General features: G+C 54.2%; 26 protein-coding genes and 1 riboswitch. Of the genes, 4 read left to right on the top strand and 22 right to left on the bottom strand.

Annotation, left to right across the window (positions count from 1 at the left end; genetic code table 11):
- Nucleotides 1-59 precede the first annotated feature (59 nt).
- The 10 genes from RC73_RS00280 to RC73_RS00235 all read right to left on the bottom strand — a co-directional run bounded on the left by RC73_RS00280 (nucleotide 60) and on the right by RC73_RS00235 (nucleotide 9296).
- Nucleotides 60-1307 carry an ABC transporter permease gene (locus RC73_RS00280; protein WP_039032758.1) on the bottom strand — a complete coding sequence of 416 codons (1248 nt, stop codon included), beginning with the start codon at nucleotides 1305-1307 and terminating at the stop codon, nucleotides 60-62.
- A complete protein-coding gene (locus tag RC73_RS00275; protein ID WP_039032757.1) occupies nucleotides 1304-2524 on the bottom strand; it encodes an efflux RND transporter periplasmic adaptor subunit in 1221 nt (406 codons plus the stop codon). Before RC73_RS00275 ends, RC73_RS00280 begins: the two co-directional genes overlap by 4 nt.
- Complete coding sequence (locus tag RC73_RS00270; RefSeq protein ID WP_039032756.1) at nucleotides 2521-3684, bottom strand: efflux RND transporter periplasmic adaptor subunit; 1164 nt, start codon at nucleotides 3682-3684, stop codon at nucleotides 2521-2523. The genes RC73_RS00275 and RC73_RS00270 overlap by 4 nt, the downstream gene beginning before the upstream one ends.
- A complete protein-coding gene (locus RC73_RS00265; protein WP_082014192.1) occupies nucleotides 3671-4747 on the bottom strand; it encodes an HlyD family secretion protein in 1077 nt (358 codons plus the stop codon). Before RC73_RS00265 ends, RC73_RS00270 begins: the two co-directional genes overlap by 14 nt.
- On the bottom strand, nucleotides 4737-5417 hold the full coding sequence (locus RC73_RS00260) for an ABC transporter ATP-binding protein (protein WP_025887136.1): 681 nt from the start codon (nucleotides 5415-5417) through the stop codon (nucleotides 4737-4739). Before RC73_RS00260 ends, RC73_RS00265 begins: the two co-directional genes overlap by 11 nt.
- 271 nt (nucleotides 5418-5688) lie before the next feature.
- The gene (locus RC73_RS00255) at nucleotides 5689-6096 is read right to left on the bottom strand and encodes a hypothetical protein (RefSeq protein WP_039032755.1); all 408 of its coding nucleotides are present in this window, start codon (nucleotides 6094-6096) and stop codon (nucleotides 5689-5691) included.
- 52 nt (nucleotides 6097-6148) lie between these two features.
- Entirely contained in the window at nucleotides 6149-6553 is a 405-nt protein-coding gene (locus RC73_RS00250; RefSeq protein WP_052247891.1) for a hypothetical protein, read from the bottom strand.
- Between the two features lie 55 nt (nucleotides 6554-6608).
- Nucleotides 6609-7064 carry a GNAT family N-acetyltransferase gene (locus RC73_RS00245; protein ID WP_039032754.1) on the bottom strand — a complete coding sequence of 152 codons (456 nt, stop codon included), beginning with the start codon at nucleotides 7062-7064 and terminating at the stop codon, nucleotides 6609-6611.
- A gap of 44 nt (nucleotides 7065-7108) precedes the next feature.
- Nucleotides 7109-7723, bottom strand: coding sequence for a GNAT family N-acetyltransferase (locus RC73_RS00240; RefSeq protein WP_039032753.1), 615 nt, complete (start codon nucleotides 7721-7723; stop codon nucleotides 7109-7111).
- 316 nt (nucleotides 7724-8039) lie between these two features.
- Complete coding sequence (locus tag RC73_RS00235) at nucleotides 8040-9296, bottom strand: adenylosuccinate synthetase (protein WP_039032752.1); 1257 nt, start codon at nucleotides 9294-9296, stop codon at nucleotides 8040-8042.
- 216 nt (nucleotides 9297-9512) lie between these two features.
- Here RC73_RS00235 and RC73_RS00230 point away from each other — a divergent pair, with 216 nt between their 5' ends.
- Nucleotides 9513-10400 carry a LysR family transcriptional regulator gene (locus RC73_RS00230; protein WP_039032751.1) on the top strand — a complete coding sequence of 296 codons (888 nt, stop codon included), beginning with the start codon at nucleotides 9513-9515 and terminating at the stop codon, nucleotides 10398-10400.
- An 81-nt stretch (nucleotides 10401-10481) separates the two neighbouring features.
- Here RC73_RS00230 and RC73_RS00225 read toward each other — a convergent pair whose 3' ends face one another.
- On the bottom strand, nucleotides 10482-11105 hold the full coding sequence (locus tag RC73_RS00225; protein ID WP_039032750.1) for a 2OG-Fe(II) oxygenase: 624 nt from the start codon (nucleotides 11103-11105) through the stop codon (nucleotides 10482-10484).
- Between the two features lie 339 nt (nucleotides 11106-11444).
- On the opposite strand from RC73_RS00225, the gene RC73_RS00220 reads away from it, so the two are divergent.
- Together RC73_RS00220 and RC73_RS00215 are read left to right on the top strand one after the other, a co-directional pair.
- Nucleotides 11445-12053 carry a hypothetical protein gene (locus RC73_RS00220; RefSeq protein WP_039032749.1) on the top strand — a complete coding sequence of 203 codons (609 nt, stop codon included), beginning with the start codon at nucleotides 11445-11447 and terminating at the stop codon, nucleotides 12051-12053.
- A gap of 12 nt (nucleotides 12054-12065) precedes the next feature.
- Nucleotides 12066-12806, top strand: coding sequence for an MBL fold metallo-hydrolase (locus tag RC73_RS00215; RefSeq protein ID WP_039032748.1), 741 nt, complete (start codon nucleotides 12066-12068; stop codon nucleotides 12804-12806).
- Between the two features lie 67 nt (nucleotides 12807-12873).
- On the opposite strand, the gene RC73_RS00210 is transcribed toward RC73_RS00215, so the two are convergent.
- The 11 genes from RC73_RS00210 to hinT all read right to left on the bottom strand — a co-directional run bounded on the left by RC73_RS00210 (nucleotide 12874) and on the right by hinT (nucleotide 21497).
- A complete protein-coding gene (locus RC73_RS00210) occupies nucleotides 12874-13422 on the bottom strand; it encodes an NAD(P)H nitroreductase (RefSeq protein ID WP_039032747.1) in 549 nt (182 codons plus the stop codon).
- Between the two features lie 91 nt (nucleotides 13423-13513).
- Entirely contained in the window at nucleotides 13514-14125 is a 612-nt protein-coding gene (locus RC73_RS00205; RefSeq protein ID WP_052247890.1) for an HvfX family Cu-binding RiPP maturation protein, read from the bottom strand.
- Between the two features lie 228 nt (nucleotides 14126-14353).
- The gene (locus RC73_RS00200; protein WP_039032746.1) at nucleotides 14354-15199 is read right to left on the bottom strand and encodes a DUF6279 family lipoprotein; all 846 of its coding nucleotides are present in this window, start codon (nucleotides 15197-15199) and stop codon (nucleotides 14354-14356) included.
- Nucleotides 15200-15251: 52 nt separating this feature from the next.
- Nucleotides 15252-16346 carry a phosphotransferase gene (locus RC73_RS00195; RefSeq protein WP_052247889.1) on the bottom strand — a complete coding sequence of 365 codons (1095 nt, stop codon included), beginning with the start codon at nucleotides 16344-16346 and terminating at the stop codon, nucleotides 15252-15254.
- On the bottom strand, nucleotides 16343-16993 hold the full coding sequence (gene pnuC, locus RC73_RS00190; RefSeq protein ID WP_025011200.1) for a nicotinamide riboside transporter PnuC: 651 nt from the start codon (nucleotides 16991-16993) through the stop codon (nucleotides 16343-16345). Before pnuC ends, RC73_RS00195 begins: the two co-directional genes overlap by 4 nt.
- Nucleotides 16994-16996: 3 nt before the next feature.
- Nucleotides 16997-17257 carry a hypothetical protein gene (locus RC73_RS00185; RefSeq protein ID WP_039032745.1) on the bottom strand — a complete coding sequence of 87 codons (261 nt, stop codon included), beginning with the start codon at nucleotides 17255-17257 and terminating at the stop codon, nucleotides 16997-16999.
- Nucleotides 17258-17320: 63 nt separating this feature from the next.
- Nucleotides 17321-19477, bottom strand: coding sequence for a TonB-dependent receptor (locus tag RC73_RS00180; protein WP_082014191.1), 2157 nt, complete (start codon nucleotides 19475-19477; stop codon nucleotides 17321-17323).
- Nucleotides 19478-19532: 55 nt separating this feature from the next.
- Nucleotides 19533-19642: riboswitch (TPP riboswitch) on the bottom strand.
- A 145-nt stretch (nucleotides 19643-19787) separates the two neighbouring features.
- Nucleotides 19788-20177, bottom strand: coding sequence for a YcfL family protein (locus RC73_RS00175; RefSeq protein WP_039032744.1), 390 nt, complete (start codon nucleotides 20175-20177; stop codon nucleotides 19788-19790).
- 17 nt (nucleotides 20178-20194) lie between these two features.
- On the bottom strand, nucleotides 20195-20647 hold the full coding sequence (locus RC73_RS00170; protein ID WP_039032743.1) for a PaaI family thioesterase: 453 nt from the start codon (nucleotides 20645-20647) through the stop codon (nucleotides 20195-20197).
- Nucleotides 20644-21144: a PaaI family thioesterase gene (locus tag RC73_RS00165; RefSeq protein ID WP_039032742.1), complete on the bottom strand. Its 501-nt coding sequence runs from the start codon at nucleotides 21142-21144 to the stop codon at nucleotides 20644-20646. Before RC73_RS00165 ends, RC73_RS00170 begins: the two co-directional genes overlap by 4 nt.
- Entirely contained in the window at nucleotides 21141-21497 is a 357-nt protein-coding gene (hinT, locus tag RC73_RS00160) for a purine nucleoside phosphoramidase (protein WP_039032741.1), read from the bottom strand. The genes RC73_RS00165 and hinT overlap by 4 nt, the downstream gene beginning before the upstream one ends.
- 241 nt (nucleotides 21498-21738) lie before the next feature.
- Between hinT and RC73_RS00155 the strand changes: the two genes are divergently transcribed.
- A complete protein-coding gene (locus RC73_RS00155) occupies nucleotides 21739-23493 on the top strand; it encodes a M61 family metallopeptidase (protein WP_039032740.1) in 1755 nt (584 codons plus the stop codon).
- Nucleotides 23494-23545 lie beyond the last annotated feature (52 nt).

Here is a 23545-nt window from a genome sequence, read left to right as displayed (position 1 = left end):
GCCCTTGCGAGCGCCGGCCATGGCGCCAAAACCTCTGACAGCGAAGAAAGAAACCTCTGTCAGTCCCGTTGCAAGGCAATTATGGGATCCAGTTTGGCCGCCTTCTGCGCCGGATAGAGGCCGAAGCCGACCCCGATACTCATACAAACCCCGAGCGCCAGCAGTATCGCAAAGGGAGACCAAGCCACAGGCCAACCGGCCGCTGTTGAAATAAGCAGCGCCAGTCCCAGCCCCACAACTATGCCAAACAGACCGCCGGTAGCAGAAATAGCGATACTTTCAATCAAAAACTGCCGGGCGATATCCTTGCGCCTGGCCCCCAGCGCCCGCAGCAAACCTATCTCGGCGGTACGCTCCAAAATGGTGGCCAGCATAATGTTCATAATGCCAATCCCGCCCACCAGAAGCGAGATCCCGGCGACACAGGCCATGACGATATTGAAGATCTGTTGGGTCTTCTGATGTTGGGCCAAAAGGTCGGCCGGCACCACTATGTCATAGTCCTTCTCACCGCCATGACGGCGCTGCAACAAATGATTCAGGCTCTTGGCCGCCAGCGAAGGCTCAACCTCTTCCCTGAGCGACAGCTTGATCATGTCCAGCTCATCTTCAAGCGCCTTGAACTGCATCTTTTTCAGGGCGCTCGACAGTGGAATGAACACCTGATTGCGCTCGCCCCCAAGCTTGACGCCCTGGATTTTAGACTTACCGCGATTGGCATCGGCCAAGATACCCACCACGGTAAACCATTGATGATTAATCTTGATGTGCTTGCCAAGGGCGTTGCCCTTGGGAAACAGGCTGCGAGCCGCCTCTGGTCCCAACACGGCGACCTGGCGGTAGTAGACCTCATCCTGCTCGGTAAAAATCTGCCCTTCATTGAGCTTTAGCGACGTCAACCCAAAATAGCTGGGAGTCACCCCCATCACACTGGCATCGCTACGCCCTTCGGCGGAAAACAGACTGAAGACTTTTACTTCCTTGGCGGCGCCCCAATCCTGAATAAAAGGCAAGGTGTCTCTGGCACTGTCGATATCACGCAGGCTCAGGCCGACACTATGTTCACGAATCGATTTCAGCGCCTCGCCGTCATTGCTGCGGCTGTTGACCACCAGATTGCGAACCCCCATGGATTCAATCATCTTCAAGGCTTCACGCTCGGCACCTTCACCGACGCTGAGCATGGCTATAACGGCGCCGACACCGAATATCATCCCCAGCAGTGTCAAGGCGGTACGCAGTTTGTGGTGGCGCATCTCATCGAACGCCTGGGTAAATCCTTGCCATAGTCCTATTATCGAACTCATAGCTGACTCCTCTTGGGTGGAGTTGTCAGGGCTATTACATCACCGGGATTGAGCCCGGCGATAATTTCGGTGCGGTTAAGGGATCTGTGCCCCGGAGTCACATCCCGGCGCATAAAGCCGCCGCCCTGCTTAAGATACACCCAGTAGCGGCCGTCTTTTTGAAACAGGGCCTGATTGGGCACAGTCAATACATCATTGAGATCCAGCACCTGCACCTTGGCATTCACTTGCCTTCCCGGCTGCATAATGGCCGGCAGAGTTTGCTCCAGGCTGATGGTGAACTGGAAATAGTTCACCGGGCTATCTCTGTCTTTGGGCTTGGCCAGCGCATCGACCTGGGTCACAGTGCCGCTAAAGGGTCGCTCAGGATAGGCATCCAGAGTCACTGTGGCCTGCTTGCCGATGGCCAGCCCCACAGCTTCCGATTCAAGCACATAGACTCTTGCCTGCATCACGGAAGTATCCGGCAATATGCCTATGGGGAATCCGGACCAGATCATGTCCCCCACCACGGGAAAGGCGCCATCCCAGCCTGCCTGATAGACAAACAGCCCGTCGTGCGGCGCGATAATCTCCATCTGTGTCAGATTACCCTGATACCTGTCAATCTTGGCCTGATGGCCTTTCTGTTTCAGCTTGATAAGCGCCTGCTCGGCATCGGCCTGCGCCTGGTGCTGAGTGCCGCCCCACTGGAAATAATCCAGCTTGGCATCCAAATATTCCTTGTTGCGCATCTGATCTATGATGTTGATTTTGGTGTAAACCCGCTCATCCGCACTGAAAAAGCGCTCGGCCAACTGCCGCTCATTACCTGTGACCTTGCTTCCCAAAGTCAAACTCTGGCTCAAGGTGAGATCTTTCTCTGTCTGGATCTTGGCATCCTGCGCCAGGCGCTCAAAGTCGAAGGCTTCCATCTGCAAGCGAAACGACTCCCTTGTATCATCGAGCCTGGCCACCACATCACCGGCCTTGACCTGGGTAAAGTTGTTCTGGATCCAGGCCAGGGACTGAGGCCCACGTAACCCCGTGGGCACCACAACGGGAGTGGACTGCGCCGCTTCCAGCTCACCGCTGGCGGGGATATTAACCTGAAACTCGCCACGGCTGACTGTCATGGTGAGCACACCATCATTACTGCTCGGTTGGCAGCCACTCAAGGCCAAGGCTATCAAGGCCTGCATTATCAAGGCAAAGGTGATTAGCAAATGATTCTTCATGGCAGCAATACCTCATCGCCCACTTGCAAGCCGGTGAGTATTTCAACCTGATCGCCCCCCATGGCACCGACCCGCACCGACTGTTTGCGAGCCCCCAAGAGCCCGTCCAGCAGCACATAAGGATGACCGGCCTCGTAATGCACCGCATCCTGAGCCACCAGAGTACGCTGACTGTCATCGGCAATTTCTATGCTGATCTTGGCGGTCATTCCCGGGCGCATCAACTCGGTATCCGGCTCGTCTATACTGGCAACCGCATCGAACACCACCAGAGGAACCTCCTGGCTTTTGTTACGAAAAACTGCACCCAACTCTTTGATTTTTCCTGTAAAGACTTTATCAGGATTGGCATCCAGACGGATCTTGAGTTGCTGGCCCAGTTTGACTCTGCGGGCTTCTACCTCAGGGATCGCCATATTGACCTGCATGCTGTCGAGATCAGGAATGGACAACATCACATCACCGGCAAACACAGATTGGCCCTCTTTGAGCTTGTTGCCCTGAGGATCGTTGCCATAGACCACCATACCGGCACGGGGCGCCACCAAGGTCATCGAGGCGATACCCTTTTTCAGCGCCGCCACTTCGGCGGCGAACTTCTGCCTGTCTCCGTCGAGCATGGCTTCCCGTTGCCTGGCGCTCTGGGCCTCCAGTACCAGTTGCTGCTGCACCAGAGCCACCTTGTCACGGGCGATCACCGCGTCACGCTGGTACTTTTCTTTATCCAGCGCCGCAACAGTGTCATCAGAGAGGGCAAACTTACGCTCGGCCTTGTCCAAACCCATTTTGGCCTCAGCCAGTTGCAACTTGAGCTCCTCCATCTTCTTGGCATTACGCAGCTTGGAGGTCTGCAAGTCCTGCACCGTAGCCTCAAGCTCGGCCGATTTGACCGACAGCCTTTGAGTCAGTTCCGAGGTATCCAACTGAGCCACCATCTCGCCACTTTCCACCTCGCTGCCTTCCGGCGCCAGCTGCTTGACCTGGTATTGCCAGATCCGCCGCATTACAGGCGGCATTAAAGACACGGTATCGGCCGCCACCAGCTCGCCGGTGACTTCTATTTTTTGACTCAAAGGCCCCTGCACTACCTGAGTGCTCACCCCATCACTGCACGCGCTCAGCGCAAGCAGTGCCAGCCAGGCCAAACTAAAGCGCTTCATGTTTGCCTCCGGTTTCCACCAGTACACTCATGCCGGGGATCATGGCGATATCATCAGGCGCCTTGAAACGGATCCCCACTTCAAACCAGTTACTGCGGCCCCAGGCCGGTAGATTGATGGCCTGGCGACCGATACTAGCAACTTGTCCGGGAAAGGCGCGCTCAATTTCCGCATCCAGACGCATGATCACGGCTTGCCCGGGTTTCAGGCGATCCACATCCACCTCATTGACCCAGGCGATCACTTCCAGATCTTCCATAGCAGGCACAGTGGCGATTTGTCGCCCCACTTGCACCGTATCTCCCACCTCGAATTTTTTATTGCTCCAAGGCTCCCGTCCAAGCAGCAAAGGGCCGGCGATTTCGGCTTTCAGCTCCAGGCTGTCCAAGTCCTTGAAGGCCTGGGCCAACTCGAGCGCCGCCTTTTCCTTGTCAATCTTCAGCTGTGCCAGGGTCGCCTTCTCGGTATCCAGAGCTTCGGCCAGTGCCTGCTTGGCCTTGGTCACCTCGGCATTTAGCTGCAGCAGCTTGAACTGATTGTCGGCGTACTCCTTGGCAGCGATAAAATCTGCCGGCACGGCCGCCACCAGTTGCGCCTTTTCCTGCTCCAGTAACTGCTTTTTCAGCTCGAACCTGGCTTGCAATACCTTGGATTTGAGCTCTATGGTCTGGCTTTGCTCCTGCGCCGACACCCTGAGCATGCTGGCTTCCAACTGTTCTATCTGGTTGGCCACCTGACTCTTGTCAAACACCACCACCACTTGCCCGGGAGAGACCAAAGAGCCCTCGGGTAACATCCACTGAATTTGATAGCGCCAGGCATCACCGGCCTTGGGGACGCTGAAGGTCTGCGACTTGGCGGAACTGACTTTACCTGTCAGTAGCAGCTGCGCGGCAGGCGGCGACTTGGCATCCGCTCCCTTGTCCGTTAAAGGCTCCAATGGAGAAGCTATCGAAGAAGACGAGCCGGCCGCCGCCGGTATCGCGATTTCTGAAACAGCCAAGCTTGAAAAAGTCAGGCCAGAGACCGCCAGGCTCAAAAGTAAAAGAGAATCAGGCCGCATTAGCCCTCCTGTCACTTTGCAGGCAACCATCACGCATACGGATAACCCGCTGGGCGTAAGCGGCCACTTCCTCTTCGTGGGTCACCAAAATGATGGTTTGCCCTGCGGCATGCAGCTCGGTAAACAGCGCCATGATCTCAAGCGAAGTCTTGCTGTCCAGCGCCCCGGTGGGCTCATCGGCCAGTAAAATGGCCGGGCGATTGACCAGGGAGCGAGCTATCGCCACCCGCTGACGCTGACCGCCGGAGAGTTGGTTGGGCCTGTGATCCAGTCGCTCTCCCAGTCCGACACGCCTCAGCAATTCTATGGCGTGGGTTTCATCGCCCTGCCCTTCTGGGCTGTATCGCAGCGGCAGCATCACATTTTGCAGCGCCGTGAGTCGCGGCAAGAGGTGAAAACTCTGGAATACGAAACCTATCTGGCGGTTACGCACCGCAGACAAGGCATCGTCATCCAGTTGTCCCACCTCTTCGCCATTGAGCAGGTAACTGCCACTGCTGGGTTTATCCAGGCAGCCGATGATATTCATCAGCGTCGACTTGCCTGAACCTGAAGGCCCCATAATGGCCACAAATTCATTGGCTTGAATGTCGAAACTGACTTCATCGAGCGCTCGCACACAGGCGTCGCCCATCTGATAGGTTTTGCAAAGTTGTTGAAGCTTTATCATTGCTCTTGTGGGTATTGCGACAGGCGCTCAACCACTCCTTGTTATTGTCTGCAGCTTTGAACCTTGGATAAAGGTGCAAGTTCCCTATTTAATGCCAAATTCCAGCGCCGGGCCGCAAGCTAATTGTAAGCTGACATTTCAGCGCCCGAGAACCAATGCTGTGATGCCCTCAAACAGCTTGAGGCCGATGCAACGCTTCTTGGTGTAATTCGGGCCGGGCTCATGAATTCTTGCCTAGGAATCGGGCTTAGGGCCTGACTTACGGCTTGACTTACGGCATAGCCCCTATCCAGGCAAACAGGGCCGCAAGGCCGTAAAGCAGCGGCGGCAACAGGCTCTGGCCACTTTTTTGCCCGCCAAGCAGTCTGGCATAGAGATGCCAGACCATCAACAGCAGTAGGTTGAGAACAATAAAGAGTATTAAACCAAATACATAAGTTTCCGGCATCAACTCAAATGCGCAGGCTATCAAGGCCAGACTGGCAGTAAGCAGGAAAGGTGTGAAACTGAGATCCGCAAAGCATCCTTGCTGTTCACGCCCGCTGGCGCGGCTATGGTTTTCCAGTGACCACAGGCCGCCTTGCCGGCGTTCGCGGGCAGAGGAGCGGATCCTGGGCCAGAACTCAATCGCGAGCGCGAGCAAGATGATAAAAGCGGCCAGTAACAGACTCAAAAGCATATTGCCTCCCTTCCTTGGACAAAGAGACAGGCGGCGGCCGCATTTTATTGCATCACATGTTAGCCATTATCCAGTAGTCGAGGCGCTTTTGCGGCTCGGCCAAGATGGTTTTACAGCTGTCTTTGTATTGGCTCATCAAACCGCCCAAACTCTTGCTGTTGCCCATGGTTTCCAGCATTTCGGCACGGGCTGCTGCCACGCCTTTCTCGGCATCTTGCGCCGAACTGTACTGGGCAGCTAAAGCTTCGGCATCCTTGGCGGATTGCTTGAGTCTATCTCCAACGGCGGCCATCTGAGGTGCATTCATTGCCCCTATGGCTTCAGAACTTATCTGATAATAGGCGGCGCATTGTTGCAACTCGGCGCTAAAGGCCTCCTCGGCGGGGCCGGCGAGCACATTGGCACTGGAAAACAAGCCGATGGTGGCAAAGACAGACAAAGCAGTTTTTTGGGACATCTTGGTGATCCTCTTGATATCGATGAAGGCAAGCTACTTTAGTGCCTAATGAATTTCAAGGTTTTAGAGTCAGACTGTAATGGAAAAATTCATTGTCCCGGACAAAACCAATGGACTCATAGAGCGCCTGCGCCCTGACGTTATTACGCAGGGTTTCGAGGATCAACTCATCAATGCCCTGCGCTTTGGCATAATTCAGCGCGGCATCGAGCAGCGCACGACCTATGCCGACACACCTGGCATGTTGAGTAACATAAATATCATTGAGGATCAGCAGCGGCGCCGCCCGCAGCGAAGAAAAGCCGGGATAGAGCTGCACAAACCCCAAAGCCTGGTTTTGCTCATCCGGCAGATAAAAGATCACGGATTCATCCCGCTTAAGCCTTTGGCTGATAAAGCTTAACGCCAGTTCGGGCTCGCTGGGATAACCATAAAACTGACGATACTCATCAAACAGCGGTGAGATAATCTCGGCATCCTGTGACTGTGCCCGAATAACTTGCTTTAGCATGAATGGTTTCCCTTCGATTCAATATTGTCCTAAGTGGCGCTTACTCACTGTGCGAGTTCGACACGGTACTGATCACTGTAAAATGCCAGCCTGTCCTTGAGGCCTTGCTTCACCTCTGGCCATTCGCTGTCAATGATGGAATAAACCACTGTATCCCTGACGCTGCCGTCCTTGAGCAGTCTGTGATTGCGTAAGATGCCATCTTGCTTGGCCCCCAGGCGGGTGATGGCCTCCCGCGAAGCCTGGTTGTGAAAATGGGTTCTGAACTCCACCGCCATCACATCCAGGGTCTCGAAGGCGTACTCCAGCAACAACAGTTTGGTTTCGGTATTGATGGCGCTGCGCTGCACGCTCTTGGCATACCAGGTATACCCAATCTCCAGCCGTCGGTTGGCTTGATCCCAGTTGCAAATGCGGGTACATCCAACGATTGCACCGCTGTCTCGGCTACGTACTGCAAAGGCCAAGGCTTCACCGCGCTGCTCACTGTCCAAAGCCTGCTGGATATAGTCCTTCATCTCATCCGGATGCGGCACGTTGGTGTACCACAAGCGCCACAACTCACCATCGGCAACCGCCAACGACAGCGACGGCAGATGATCCTGACTCAAAGGTTCGAGGATCACATGTTCTCCGGTCAAGCATGCTTCCAGTCCCATGATTTGCCTCCCTAATAATGCAAGATAATGATTTAACGCTTGTTTAAATACCAGACTAACATGAATAAATCATTAAACCAGATTAAATGTTAACAAATGGTTTCTTTCAAAACGACTGTAAAAATCAAAGCCAATGATAACAGCAGGTCAGTTCAAAGGGCACGGCAATAAATTGAAATGCGGAGGGGAAATAGCTAACAGCAAAGAAAGCACAATGACCCAAATAAAGCTCGGTCAATTAACAAATACTATGATGCCCAAGCCTCCCTAAACTATGTCACACACGGAGAGACTTGGGCATAAACAGGCAACCTTGTTAACGCAGGATCATCTGCGCCCGCTCTGGGCCAACAGAGATCATTTTCACCGGAACACCCATCAGCTCTTCAACCCGCTGCACGTACTTTTGTGCCGCCAGTGGCAGGCTCTCAAAGGTGCGGCAAGCCGTGATGTCTTCGCTCCAGCCTTCCATCTGCTCATAAACAGGCGCCAAAGCAGAGGTTTGTGGCCAAATCGGGTTTTCGCTGTGATCGCCCTGATAATCGATGCAGATTTTCAGATCCTGCATCCCACTCAAACAATCCAGCTTGGTCAGCGCCACTTCGGTCGCCGCCTGCAGCTCGACACCGTTGCGGGTGGCCACAGCATCGAAATAGCCCATATCACGGGGACGCCCGGTTACCGCGCCGTACTCATTGGCGGCTTCGCGGAAGTTGTCCTGCTCTTCCATGGCGGTGATCAAGGTGCCGGTTCCAACGGAGGAGCTGAAGGACTTGGCTACCGCAATCACCCGCTCGGGGCGCAGTGCCGGTAAACCACTGCCAAGACCGGCATAAGCAGCGGTCACGTTGGAAGAAGTGGTCCAAGGGTATTCACCGTAAACCAGATCACGACCCGCGCCCAACTGGGCTTCAAACAGCAGGTTTTGATCTTTTGCCTGCAGCGCTTTCAGCGGCTCACTCACGTTGCAGATGGCATCACGCCAAGGGGCAGACACTTCCAGCAACCAGGCGGTCATCTCTTCTGCGGTTTGCGAAAATTCAAAAGAGGGATACAGCGCCTTAAGCTGCGGCAGTTTCCAGTCCAGCATAAACTGGATACGTTCACGCAGTACTTCAGGCTGCTTCAACCAACCCACCAGAATGCCTTTTTTCATTACCCGGTCACCGTAAGCCGGGGCAATGCCCTGGCGGGTAGAACCATAAGCGCCGTCACCGAGACGCTCTTCTTCCAGAGTATCTTCAATGGCGTGGATTGGCAGGCACAGAGTCGCCCGGTCGGAAATGCACAGATTGACATTGACGCCGGCGGCTTTCACCTCGGCAATCTCTTCGGAAAGTGGCGCCGGGCTTATCACCATGCCAGGGCCCAATACCGCCAAACAACTTGGATTGAATACGCCGCTAGGCAGTTGATGCAGTTTGAATGTACCAAAGTCATTCACAACTGTGTGGCCGGCATTGTTGCCGCCCTGAAAACGTATACTCGCCGCCGCGCTATCTGCCAGATAGTCCACGATACGGCCTTTACCTTCATCACCCCAGTTTGCACCAACTACAACAATAGACGACATTTCCAGTTCTCCTAAACAAAAACCTGTCTATCCTATGACCACGGCATGAATAAGAAAAATTAATAATCATTATAAGCTTGATAAGAAATCCATATCAGGATATTTTGCATCGGAATCGAAGATAGTGGGCAATTGCCATGACCAAGCCGCCAACCATAAAGCGCCTGCCCCTCAAACGTCAAAAGTACCGTTTAAAAAACCCTTAAAGAGGCTGCTATGCTCGAACTCCATTGGCTTAAGACCTTTGTCACCCTGGCCCGCCTGGAACACTTCGGCAAGGCAGCCAATGAACTGCATATGACCCAACCCAATGTCAGCTTGCATATCAAGCAGTTGGAGCAAACCACCCGGGTAAAGCTGATTGAGCGTAATCCATTTCGGCTGACCCAAGCCGGTGAGCGCTTGTTAAGGAGTGCACACAACACCCTGATGGAGCTGCAAAGCTGCCAGGCCGATCTCAACGCCATCAATGATCTGTGCCAGGGCACCATGACCATAGCCGCCAGCGATATCATTTCCAGATGGCTGCTGATAGGCCCTTTTCAGTCGTTCAAAACCGAATTCCCCGGCATCGACCTGACGTTGCTGAACACCACCTCCTCCCAGGCAGCAGACCTGGTAAAAAGTGCCAAGGCCGATCTCGGCTTTGTTATGGCGCAAAAAGAGAGTCAGCCGCTGCATTTTACCGAGCTGAAACAAGTAAAATGGTACGCCTTGGGCAATGATCTCAAGACCTGGCAGAAGGGTAAAGTCCCAAGCCCGCAGGAAGCACCTACCTTGATACTGCTGGGACATGATACCCGCACCCGGGATCTGATTGACCCGGCGCTTCCCGAGCTCAAACTACCGGAATATCGCATCATGGAAGTGGGCAGCGTGGATGCCCAAATAGACTGGGCCGAAGCCGGTTTCGGTATTGCCATAGTGCCGGACTTTGCCCTGCATCCCAAACTCAATTTGCAGTCCTGCATGACGCCACTGCCCAGTTTCCCCTCGGCCAGCCTGGGATATATAGTGCGCCAGAACCAAGTGCTATCCAAAGCCATCAAAAAACTGCTCCATTGGGTAGATGAAGAGATTCTGCGCTCACCGAGTGTTAGCTGAAGCTACTGCATAAGCCTGATGCCCCTGGATTTAGCTTGTGCTCAAAAATACCGCCCAGAGGCAACATGCCAGTAGTGTTATTTATGGTAGTTCATAGCTACCGGCTACCCGAAACCAACCGGCTATGCTGGCGCGATCTTTATGGGTTGGCAGTACTTCATGGGGGAAACGCTCGCTCAGGAAGATCACCAGAGTGCCCATTCTCGGCGGGATCTGCTCAAGCAAAGCGTCGTCCTCTTCATAGAGCATCAGCTCACCGCCATCACCCTGTTGCCAATCGGGGTTCAAAAAAAATACCGTGGTCAGGATCCGGTTGCGACTGCCCCGCAGCGCATCTAAGTGTTTACGGTAAAAAGTACCAGGGCGATAAAAGGCGTAATGGCTTTCATAATCGAATAGCCCCATAAACAGGCGCTGGTTAAGCCCATGACGCAAGCAGGCCATGTATTCCAAATAGTCGGCATCCGGTTGCTGTGCTTCATGCAACCAGCGGATCCTGTCTGAACGTATCTCCTGTTCGCGAACACGCTCATTGCCACGGCCGATTTCAGCCCAGCGAAAACTCTCTACCGGCGAGTGGTTAACCTTATCCAGCAACGCGCGGCTCAATGTCTCCGGCAGCACATCCTCAAGCACTATGTATCCCTTGTCCGTAAGTGCATCGGCAATCCTGTCCAATAGTTCATCATTTAACAGCGAAACCAAATGGGTATCCTCTCTGAAATGCTGCGGCTGTTGTTGCCTGCGTACTGACAAAGCCACAACCTAAAAAGCCCCCACTAGAATAAAGCAGGGGCTGGTTCTGATAGTTGCGGATACTAGAGCATTCGATTTAGGCTGACAATCAAAATAAAACCTTTAATTCATATAGTTACAACACTAAGCATCTATTCTCAAAGCGGTTCTTCAAGCTAAACAAGGTGCAAATTCAAGCGCTTGAGTTGTAGCTTGAATCCATTGACGGGAAAAATCGGCTCGCGCCGGTTGGGAAGTGAATTATCTTCTATACTCTCAAACAGGATTATGACTGTAAAACAGTGAATTATGGGATCAGAACGTCAACCAACGCGTCAGTTCTATGTTCGTGCCGCCATCATAGCCGCCGAACTGGAAAAGACTCAGGGCCACTGTAAAGAGATCAATATTATCGCCAGCAATGCCCAGGCGGCATCGATTCGTGCCGGCAGCATGGCACTGGGCTTCAAGGCGCTGACCCACTCCATCGACGAACTGGCGCATTTCACCACCCACTCAGCCGCGAAAATCAATCATCTGGCGCAGACCATCAGCCGCCTGACCAGCGAGCAGACCAGAGTCCGCAAGGCGATGCTGCAATTTGCCCGCGCCAGGGAGAAAGCCCGCAAAGCCCGTTATGGCGACAGCATCATGCCGGCGCTGGAGAAGAACAGCCAACACTTTACGGCCCTTGAGCAGCAGTGCAAACGCCTGAGCCTGGACATTGAATTGCAATTGGAAGAACTCTGCCAGCAGCTGAAAACCGCTAAAGTGCTGGCCTCGCTGTGCCGCATCGAAGCCTGCCGGATAAAACCCGCCGATCAGGCCACTTTCAACCATGTTGCCAACCGGGTCGATGCTGCTGCCGGCGCGATCCGCACTCAGGTAGATAAGGCGATTCAATTACTTGAACAATAAGGGAGTACAGGGATGAAGAGCCAACTCTTGTTGGAAACCCATAGCCACAAATGGATCTATTTTGGCCGGGATCCGGATAAACCCGACGGCATCATAGACACCAATCAATATATGTTGGTCACTGCCGAGCAGGCTTTGCTGATGGACCCGGGTGGTATAGAGCTATTTGCCCCCATGCTGGCCAATGTGGTTTGTCACATCCCCATAGAGCAACTCACCCATCTATTCGCCTCCCACCAGGATCCCGATATCATCTCCTCCCTGGGGCTGTGGGATCAGACGCTGGAGCAGGCCCAGCTGCACGCACCCTGGATTTGGGAAGGTTTCATCCGCCATTTCGGGATGGAGCATATCCAATACCAGGCCATTAAAGATCAAGGTGGCAAGCTGACGCTTGATGGCGTAGAGGTGCAGTTTATCCCGGCCCATTATCTGCACGCTTCCGGCAATTTTCATGTCTACGACCCTGTCGGCAAGATACTTATGTCAGGCGATATAGGTGCGGCACTGGAAGACACGGATGCCGGGCTGTTTGTCGATGACTTTGGCCGTCATACCGAGAAGATGCGCTTTTTCCATCAAAGATGGATGCCCTCCAACCGCGCCAAGCAGGACTGGATAGCCAGAGTGAGAGAGCTGGAGCTGGACTATTTATGTCCGCAGCACGGACGGATATTCAGGGGCGAGCAGATACCTGAGTTTCTCGACTGGTTCGAGCGCCTGGAAGTGGGGGTTGCGGTCACAGGCAACTGAATACAATAGCTTGATGCCATGAGCTTAGCCCATGGCAAGTTTTTCACCATTGAGTGTCCTGCAGCAATCAGAGATAGCGGGCAAAGGCGCTGCCCTCTTTGGTGGCTTTGAGCGGCGCTTCAACCACAGGGGTGCCCAGATAGAGAAAGCCCACTATCTGATCGCTGCTATCAAGCCCCAACGCCGTATTGACAGTAGAGTCAAAGGCAAAGGCACCTGTGCGCCATATTCCGCCAAGTCCCTGGGCAAATGCGGCCTGTTGCATCGCCATTACGGCGCAGCCGGCTGCCAATTGCTGCTCCAGCTCAGGCACCTTGGGATGATCTTTGGTCTTGGCAACCACGGTTATCACCATAGGCGCCCTGAGCGGCATACCGGCAGCCTTGTTGATAAATCCCTCGTCGGCACCATCTGCTGTGGCAGCCGCCACAAAAATATCCGCCAGGCGATTGAGTCCTTCACCGGTAGCAATAATAAACTCCCAAGGCGCCAAGCCACCGTGATCCGGTACTCTGGCCGCGGCATCCAGGATAATTTTCAGTTGCGCCTCATTCGGCGCCGGAGCCTGCAGTCGTGGACATGATTGTCGGGTAAGAAGAAGAGTAAGTGCGTCCAATGCGCGATCCTCAGCTGAGATATCAATGACTTCACAGGATACCAAATCCGCCCCGGATCGCCAGAGTTAAAAAACCGGGACTCAGCAACAATCAGCCGACGTTAGCGGTTTTGGGCAGCCATTTACGGCCAATAAAATAGTCCACACTGGTGTAACGGCCGCCGCCCATAAACAGCAATACCAACAGCATAATGAAATAGGTGGCCGCAAACTCAATGCCGTTGTTGAGGATCACCAGGTTACCCGAACTGGTCAGCCAGTCGTAATTGCCGTGTTGCTGCAGTATCCCCTTGGCCCGCTCAAGCTTCTCCACCGAAGCCATCACCCTGTCGTTTGCGAGCCAGGATGAGGGGTCGGCAATCGCCAGCCAGCCGTTGGACCAGTGCACACTGAAGGCCGCCACCAACATGGTAATACTCATGGGGATAGCCACCAGCCGAGTGGCCAACCCGAGCAGAAGCAGCAAGCCACCAAAAAATTCGGTCCCGGCGGCCAGCGCCACCATCACTTCAGGCATGGGCAAGCCCAGCCCCCAGTCCGGATTACCGAACCAGGCCGCAGTGTCACTGAAGTGGCTGAGTTTGTTGTAACCGGCCTGCACCAGCACCGGCGCCAGATAGAGCCGCAGCGCCAAAGGTGCCAGGCCATCGAAGTGGCGCAGGGATTTGAAAAATGCCGCATAGGTTTGAATGATGGCTTGCATGAAAACCTCCTTATTCGGGGGAGTATTCCTGTCATGTTGCAGTTGACCCGACAATAAACGATTTTATTTCAGTCTTTACTTTAGGAAGCTGCAAACAAGTCCCATGCCTGCTCTGCGTCCGCTTACGGGCCTGGATGCAAGGCGTGGTTCGCGGGCAAATGCCCCTTCTACAGACCAAAGACTCGCTTTACGACCCCATAAGCTCAGGGCTATGTCTGCCTCATAAGCTCAGGGCTGTGCCTGACTCAGTTCATCCAGATCGTCAATCAAGTTGCCCAGCTTACGCTTGAAGTGTTTTTGCTGGCGCTCACTCAGGCTCTGGTGCAGTTGCAATAACAGCATGCCGAAGTTTTCCGTGTTCTGCGCCAATTTCTGCTTGTGCACATCTGACTTGAGCTCATCGGGCGTTGTTATCAGCAGCCGCAAGCGCTGCGCCAACAAGTCAGAATCACTGCGTTGCAGCAAGGCTTGTTTGAACTGCCGGAGCCACTCGTGACGATACTCGAGCCACATATCCAGGGTCGCCAGTCGGCGGCTGTTGTGCTCATGGATCAGGGCCTTTTGCTGCTCACTCAAACGCCCCAGCCAATCGGCAAACAGCTCCTCCAGCCGTTCATCCGCATCTTCAATCAGTTGTTCCTGGTTCTTGTCCTTGTATTCATCCACCAGCTCCTGCTCATCGGCCTCCAGTTTGGCAATCACCTGGGCGACCTGTTGGTCACTCAAAGAAGCGATAAGGGGCAAAAGATCGTCAAACACCTGGGCAAACAGCCGAAACCAGTGATCTCTTGCCGTATCCACATGACGACGCCAACTCTGTGGCGTTAAAGTGCCATCGGCAAGCTCGGTTTGCAGCGTTTTTAACTGGGCACTGTATCTGGGTAACTCCTGGCTGCGATGCCAGGCGAGAAAAGGGTCGAGAATAGCGTCAAACGCCTGCTCCTGTTGCCGGTCGAGAGTGACATAATCTTCCAGCTGCCACTCTATGGCCCAATCGAGGAAATAATAGCTGACCTTGGTGGAGCAGGCACTGAGCGCAATAAGCAGCGCCAGGGCAATAACAATGCGTTTCATCCATTAAATACTTTAAGTTGGCTAAGGCCAGGCGACCGCTTCCCTGCCTGACTCATTGATGCTTTACAAGATGCCAGAAGTCATCAAACCAGTCGAGATAAGACTGCTGCTGATTGTCCCAGGCCATCTGCAAGGCCCAGCAGCAGGCAAACAGCCAGTAGACATCGACGGCTGCAGCCACGGCCAGGTGGGCATCGTCGGTTAAATGCGGATGCTGCTCAAGATAGTGATAAATGAGCCACTGCTGCCCCTCGGCGCTCAGTTGATGGGATGACAGCACCCCGGCCAACTCAAACAGCGGGTGGGAAGCGCAGGCATATTCAAAATCGACGCACTTGAGTCCATTCTCGGCCAGCAGCAAATTATGAGGATTGAGATCCCTGTGACAATACTGCGGCCTCAGCAGACAGGCCTCCAGCCGAGTGTTGCACTGCTCGAATAACCCTTGGGCCGAATGAAGTTGCATGAGCCGTTGTTGCCAGCTTGAAGGCTGCCCCCGGCTCAGTGCCATGTCATCGAGCCGCTCCAGATAGATGCGCCACTGCTCGGCAACACTGATTTCGAGCTTGGGGGCCGGCAATGCCCTCAGCCCCAGCAGCAACTCCAGCAGTAAGGCCTGAGGTGATTTGCCTTGCCTGGCTCCCAATACAGCGCCTGAGCCAACTTCATGTTTAGGCTCATGTTTAGACTCATGTTTAGAATCATATTTAGGCTCAGGCAGGTCAGAGAAGCTGTTGCGATTAACAAAGGCATTATGAGCCGCGCTTGCGATCTCGGCCGCGCCTTTGGATGCGAGTAACTGCTGCCAGTTGGCTTGCGGCGCTTGTTCGATAAAGCGGCTCAGATATAACCCCTTGTCAGCGCTGACCCAAATCAGCCCTGGTGCCAAATTCGCCTTCTCGGCAACCCGCCAACATGCCAGTTCGTTGTTTCTGTCGCAGATACGGTCTGAGCCCGGGGAATTGACTCTCAGCACCATTGACTCGCTACCGGCTTGCAAGAGCCAGTTTTGGTTGCTTAGCCCAAGGGTGAGCGGCTTGGCCCCCTCAAGCGGCCACAACTGTAGCCGCTTGAGGGCGGCGTTGAGCTCGCAGCTTAAACCTTCACCCAGACTGGCCTCAAGTTCTGTCAGCGGTTTGCCTTTCATGCCGCGCCGCTTTCAAGCTGTGAGGAGTCGCGACCGCGGGATTCCTGGGCTCTGGCGCGCCAGATAAAGTATCCGGCTACCGCCATCCCCACGTAGAGCACAAACAAGAGTGAGGTCAACATCAAACCCTTGCTTAAATAGAGATAGATGGACACCAGATCGATAACCACCCAATAGAGCCAGTTTTCCAGCACTTTGCGCGCCACCAGAAAAGTCGTCATCACAGCAAAACAGCTGGTTGCCGCATCCAGGTAGGGGAAGGCTGCCTGAGTGAAAGTCGCCATCATATGACCGACAAACAGAGACACCAACCCAGTCAACAGAATCAGTACCAGGTGCCGCTGCCAGGGCCAGGAGGTCACGGCCACTCCTTGATGGTTTTCCCCACCCCGGCGCCAGAGCCAGTATCCGTACAGCGCCATCGCCATGTAATAGACGTTGAGCACTGACTCCATCAGCAGCGCGACTTTCCAGAACAGCACAGTGTAGATGGCGGTGCTGGCAAAGGCTGCCGCCCAACACCAGATATTGGCTTTCATGGCCAGCAGCAGATAGGCCAAGGCCAATACCACGGCTACCGCTTCCCAGGCGCCCATGCCCTGGGCCTGAGAGCCGGCCTCGGCGAGCCAGTGCCAGAATTCACTCATGGGTTATTCCCTGTGGCCCAAGTTCAGCTCACCGCCGATAAATTTACAGACAAACACCGCCTTGCCAAATTTCTCGTGCGCTGCCTGCATCTCAGTGGCCAGCATGGTCATCACCTCGGCATAATCTCCGCACACCTGAGTCGCCATGGCATTGGTGGTTCTCTCAATGTTGGCATAACTGTCCAGGCGCTTGATAAACCATTGAATAGGTTCCAGATACTCATCGTGGAGCGGATACATGCTGATTTCGGCAGTTAACTTCATTCTACATCTCCTGTAATGAACCGGGGCGCTGCAACACGCCCCGGCCGACAACGGCTTATGCCATCAGATAAATTTGACCTTGAAGGTCACACCAATCTGGCGTGGGTCCCCGTAGCGGATATATTGCTTCTCGGCCCAGTTTTGATCCGGCTCATTGCCGAAGTAGAAACCGCGCACGCCGTATTTTTCATCGAACAGGTTGCGGCCCCAGAGGTAAACCGACCACTTGTCTGCCTCATAGCCCAGCTTGGCGTTGACCACTTGATAGTCTTCAGAGCGAGAGTCATTGCTGTCTGAGTAGTAGAACGCACTCTTGCCACTGCTGTTGAGGTTGGCAAACCAGCCCATGTCATTGCGCCAGGTCATGCCGAGACTATAGGTCCATCTCGGCGAGTGGGCCAGTTCCCGGCCGCTGAGATCCACAGGGTTGCCATATTTATCCTGATACAGGTAATCACCATATTCTGTCTGCAGATACCCAAGGCTGGTGTAGAACTGCAGTGAATCTGTGGGATACCAGTTGGCTTCCAGCTCGGCGCCATAGTTATTGGAGCTGCCGGCGTTTTCGGTGAACAGAATAAAGCGCTGGGGGTCGACAGGATCCTGCAGCGAGGCCGCTACCTGCTGATCTTCCCTGTCCATAAAGAACAGTGCCAGACGAGTATCCAGCAAGCCATCGGCCCAGCTGGATTTCAGCCCCAGTTCATAGTTGTAGAGGATTTCGGTATCGAACTCTTTCTTGTCGGCCAGCTCCTGGGGCAGCGTCATATTAAAACCACCGGCCTTGTAGCCTCTGGCTATCCGAACATAGGCTTCATGGTGTTCAGCCAGCGCCTTGGATAGGGCGATATGGCCGCCCCACATGTTTTCCGATGGGCTAAAGGCATCACCATTGCTGTCGCTGTAGTCACTCTCACGTCGCTCGATACGAGCACCGATAGACAGGCTGTAGCCCGCCCCCAGATCTGAGTCCAACTGGGCAAACACCGCATAGTTACTGGCGCTGTAGCGGGAAGTCAGCACTTCATCCGGCCCGCCGTTGTATTCAGAGTAGAGATCATTGTCCTCATCGAGATCCATAAAATAGAGCCCGGCCAGCCAGTCGGTGCTGCCGCCGAAAATCCGCCCGGCCTCGTTGGAGCTGAATCTGAACTCCTGTGACAGAGTGCGCCGCTCGCCACGCTTATCCCAGGTGTAATCGTACTCACAGGGTGCGCCGCCGCACTCTTTTCCGGCCCAGTAATCCGGGTTGGCCCAGTCACCGTCGTAACCGTGGTGATGATCTGTGGCGGCATAGCTTGACAGGGACACCAGCTCAAAAGCCTCAAAGCCGGTATAACTCAGCTTGAGGCTGGAACCCGTGGTGCGCTGTTTGTCGACGCCCGGCGCATCGGTAATGGTATCGAAGCCGTTATTGTCCAGAGTCCAGGCATCATAACCATTGTCAAAATCGGCGTGCAGTAGAGTGAAGTCTGCCTGCAACTTGTCGGTGGCGTACCAGCGCAGCTTGATACGGCCGCTGAATTCATCACGCTCATTGGTATCGTCACGGCCCAGATACAGGTTGTCGCGATAACCGCTCTGCTTGTGTTGCTGCAGCGCCACACGATAGAGCAGCTTGCCGGAATCTGTCACTGGGCCGGAACTGAAGCCGCTGAAGGTTTGCAGATTATCATTACCGAGCGAGACTTCGGCGCCGTGCTCGAATACGTCTGTGGGATCATTGCTCTTGAGATAGATAAGACCGGCCAGGGCATTGGCACCATAGCGGGTGCCCTGAGGGCCGCGCAGCACTTCAAACTGCTGCAGATCGTACAGGCTGGAAACGCTGCCCAGCCCGGAGAGATCGATATCATCGATAATAAAGCCCACAGAGGAGTTGGGCGCTCCCTGGTATTGCTCCTGCTCACCGACCCCGCGGATCTGGAAGTATCTTGGCCGGGAGCTGGCACCTGACCAGTTGAAGTTGGCTACGTTACCCAGCATATCTTCGAAATGCTCGGCGCCTTGATCTTCAATGCGCTGCTCATCGATAACAGTCACGCTGGAGGGCATCTTCTCCAGCGTCAGGCCACGAAAGTCGCCGCTGACGACTATCACTTCCATGGCTTGTTGCTCATCTTGCTTTTCAACGCCGGGATTATCGGCGGCATGAACGGGTGCCCACAGCAGCATCTGAATGGTACTGGCGAGCAGAGTAGGTACGGTAAACTTGGACATAGGACCTCAAATATTCACAGTTTGAGATCCGGCAATAAGAAAGCGAGTTGAAAGTGCACGAATTGTGGCCCATTCCTACGCCGGTACTAGCCGGATCAGGTTCTAAGGGTTCGTCATACGACATCTCAGTCAACCGCAATGCGGTAAACACCCCTTGGCGAGGGCCAGTATACACGAGTTACCAACAAAAGTGAGCCAGGTTGCCAAATTGTATCTGAGGGGATAAAAAACCGCCCACTCCATTAGTCCCATTCGTTGAGCATCAACTGGAATAATGGTTCGGGCGGCAGTGGTGCCGAGGTTGCAACTTTTAGTTTGAAAAGGCCTCGCGCACATAGATCTCAAAACGACTGGCAGTCGGATTCGGCGCCACGGCGCTCACCTGCAACTGCTGTTTGCCATGTAGTTTGACCGACTTCCAGGACACACCTTCATCATCCAGGGTATAACCGCTGGCGTCATACCAGGTGAATTTGTACTGAACACGCATATCGGTAGCGACTTTGCTGCTGATGGTGGCAGTACCTCTGAGCAAACCGCCCTCACCTCTGGCCATAAGATCACCCACACTCACCGAGCGGGCAAAGCTGCTGTTGTCGATGCGACTTTCACCGGTCGAGCTGGCATACACCCCGGCCGTATGGTTGGCGCAGCCTGCCAGAGCCAGCAGGGTTGCTGCTATTACCAAGACTTTTTTCATCTGCCAATCCCTTATTCTCAATCAATCAAAAAGTGTGCCCGGGCGGTTGCAATCAGCTGCTTGCGGTTGGTTTGCCAGCAGTCGATATTGACATTGGCCACTCGCCGTCCCTGACGGGTTATTCGGCACTCGGCGAAACTATCCTTATGATAACCGGCACGTAAGTAGTCGATGGAAAAATCAACCACCTTAGGCACCTTACTGGTTTGCATAAACACCATAAGCTGGATGATGGCCGACATCTCCATAAACCCGGCTATCACGCCGCCATGAATGGCCGGCAGTACCGGGTTACCTATGTTGTCATCTTTGGCCGGCAAGCGAAATACCAGCTCATCGCCAAACCGTTCTACCAACATGCCAATAAAGCGGGCGTAGGGAACATGCTCAAGTAAATGACTGAAATCATTGGTTTCTGTCACTTTGGCAACTATGCTTTTTACATCCAGGGATGCCTTGGGATCTGTCATTTCGTCTCCTCACCCATCAGTGCCTTACGGAAAGTGTCCCCAATCATTTCAGGGCTTATCCGCATAAAGGAGCCAACCGCATGGGCGATGGGGTCGTCTATGCTGTCCTGATAGGCGATGGCCCGGGTAAACGCGACGCTGGATGACAACTTATAACACTCGGCAAAACCATACACCGGCTTGTGGGGCTCGGCGGGCTTCATATAGTCGACCCGCAGATCCAGAGTCGGCGAGATCTCCAGCGAACCGTATTTGTCCTTGATGGCACAAACCACGGCGCAGCCACTGGCAGTATCCATCAAAGTGGTGATAACCCCACCATGGATAACTCCGGTTTCAGGGTAACCCACCAGCTCAGTGCTGTAAGGCAACTCTATCAGTACATGGTGTTCACTGCCCTCATGCACCTTGAGCCCGAGGCGACGACACTGGGCCAACTGGTTGACAAAACGGCTCGCCAGGGTCGTCAGCGGGAAAAACTCCGGATTGACTTTCATGACGCTGAACTCACCATAGGCCCCAAGGCTTTACCGCCAAGCAGATGCATGTGGATGTGGAACACTTCCTGGCCGCCATGCTCATTACAATTAATGATTAAACGATAGCCATCCTTAGCGATCCCGGCTTCGGCGGCCAACTTGGCGGCCACTGTCACCATACGGCCTATGGCCTGCTCGTCGGAAGCCTTGGCGTCATTGACTGTGGGGATCAGATGATTGGGCACTATCAGCACATGGGTGGGAGCCTTGGGATTGATATCCCGAAAGGCAGTCACCAACTCGTCCTGATACAGTATGTCCGTGGGTATTTCACGGCGAATAATTTTGCTGAATATGGTTTCTTCGGCCATTTTGCCACTCTCCGGTGTATCGGTTCAGACTCGGCCCAAGGGCCAAATCACTGTGTTCTTGGCAGTATAATACCATTCGGCCCAGAGATGTAATCGGCCGCGGCGATTTGCCCCCCAAGCCTGTTAAAACTCGGCAAGTAATTGCCGCGGCCTGGCTTTTTTGGCAGCATTGTCGCCATGCTCAGCCGGAGATGAACCAATTTGGCTCCCGGCACTCGCCAACGATTCATACGGATATCAGATGATCAGTTATCAGATTTGCCCCATAGATCCACACGCTCACCTGTTCGAGGTCAAAATCACCATTCAGGCTCCGGCCCCGAGACAGGAACTTTGGTTGCCATCCTGGATCCCAGGCAGCTACATGGTTCGCGATTTTTGTCGCAATATCATAGATATTCAAGCCTTTGATGAGCTGGAGCGTCCACTCAGCATTACTCAGCTCGACAAGCAGCGCTGGCAGATAAATTCCAATGCCGAATCACTGCAACTGCGCTACTCGGTTTATGCCTGGGATATGTCGGTGCGCAGCGCCCACCTGGATCAGACCCACGGCTTTTTCAACGGCAGCAGCGTCTTTCTTGCGGTGGCCGGCAAAGAGCTTGAGCCGCTGGAGCTGGAAATTCTGCCTCCCAAAGAGGAAGCCAACTGGCAACTGGCAACAACCCTGAGTCGAATCGAAGGTGAAGAGTGGCAGTTCGGCCGTTTCAGCGCCGCCAACTATGATGAGCTTATCGACCATCCGGTGGAGATGGGCACTTTTACCCACGGCAGCTTTGAGGCCTGTGGCGTGCGCCATGATGTGATACTGACCGGGCGTCACCGCTGCCACATGCCCAGGCTGCTTGACGATCTCAAGGCTATTTGCGAGAGCCAAATCCGCCTCTTCGGTGAAGCGCCGTTTGAGCGCTACCTGTTTATGACTCAGGTATTGGGCAATGGCTTTGGAGGGCTGGAACACAGAGCCTCCACCGCCCTGCACTGCTCCCGCAAAGATCTGCCGCTGAGTATGGAGATGCCGGTCAATAAGGATTACCGCACTTATCTGTCGCTCTGCAGTCACGAATACTTCCACAGCTGGAACGTCAAACGCATTAAGCCGGCCAGCTTTATTCCCTACGCGCTGGAAGCCGAGAGCTACACCCGTCAGCTGTGGGCTTATGAAGGCATCACTTCCTACTATGATGACCTGATGACACTCAGAGCCAACAGGGTTTCCAGTGAGCAATATCTGGAGATGCTATCCCAGACTATGACCCGGGTGTATCGCATGCCGGGCAGGCAGTTGCAGAGCCTGACAGAATCAAGCTTCAACGCCTGGACCAAGTTCTACAAACAGGATGAAAACGCCGCCAACGCCATCGTCAGCTATTACACCAAGGGAGCTTTGTTTGCCCTGTATCTGGACTTGACTCTGAGACTGGAAACCCAGGGAAAATACACACTGGATAACCTGATGCAAAAGCTGTGGCAGGCCTTTGGCAGCCAGGGGATAGGCACTGAAGATGACTCCCATCGCCGCCTCTATGAGGAGCTGCTTGGCCGGGATGCCAGCGCAGAATTTGCCTTTCTGGATAATACCCAAGAGTTGCCACTGGCGCCCCTGCTGGCGCAATTCGGAATCGAGATGCAGCTTCGCAGTGCCCAAGGCGCTCAGGATCAGGGCGGCGGGGATGTTGAGGGGCAAAAAATCGGCTTGGGAGCCCGCTACAAGGCTGAAGCCCTGGGATTAAGGATTGTAAGTGTGACCAACGGCAGCGCGGCTCACAGCGCCGGGCTCGCGGCTCAGGATTTGCTAATCGCCGCCAATGGTCTGCAGGTCGGCGCTCAATTTGAAAATGAACTGCAACAATATGAGCCCGGCGATAGTCTGGAGTTGCACTTCTTCCGCCGTGATGAGCTGATGACAGGCCTGCTGCCTATCAAACCGGCGGCAATAGATACTGTGTCACTCAAGCTCACCGAACCAGCCAAAGCCAAGGCCTGGCTGGGTTAAGGAAGGTGCGAACAAGTCCCATGCGTGCTCTGCGTCGGCTTACAGGCCTGGA

Origin of the sequence: Shewanella sp. ECSMB14102 (assembly GCF_000813075.1) — a bacterium.
In the GTDB taxonomy this organism is placed as follows: Bacteria; Pseudomonadota; Gammaproteobacteria; order Enterobacterales; family Shewanellaceae; genus Shewanella; species Shewanella indica.
The sequence above is the reverse complement of the archived record's forward strand: the minus strand, read 5'-3'. Positions and strand labels throughout refer to the sequence as shown.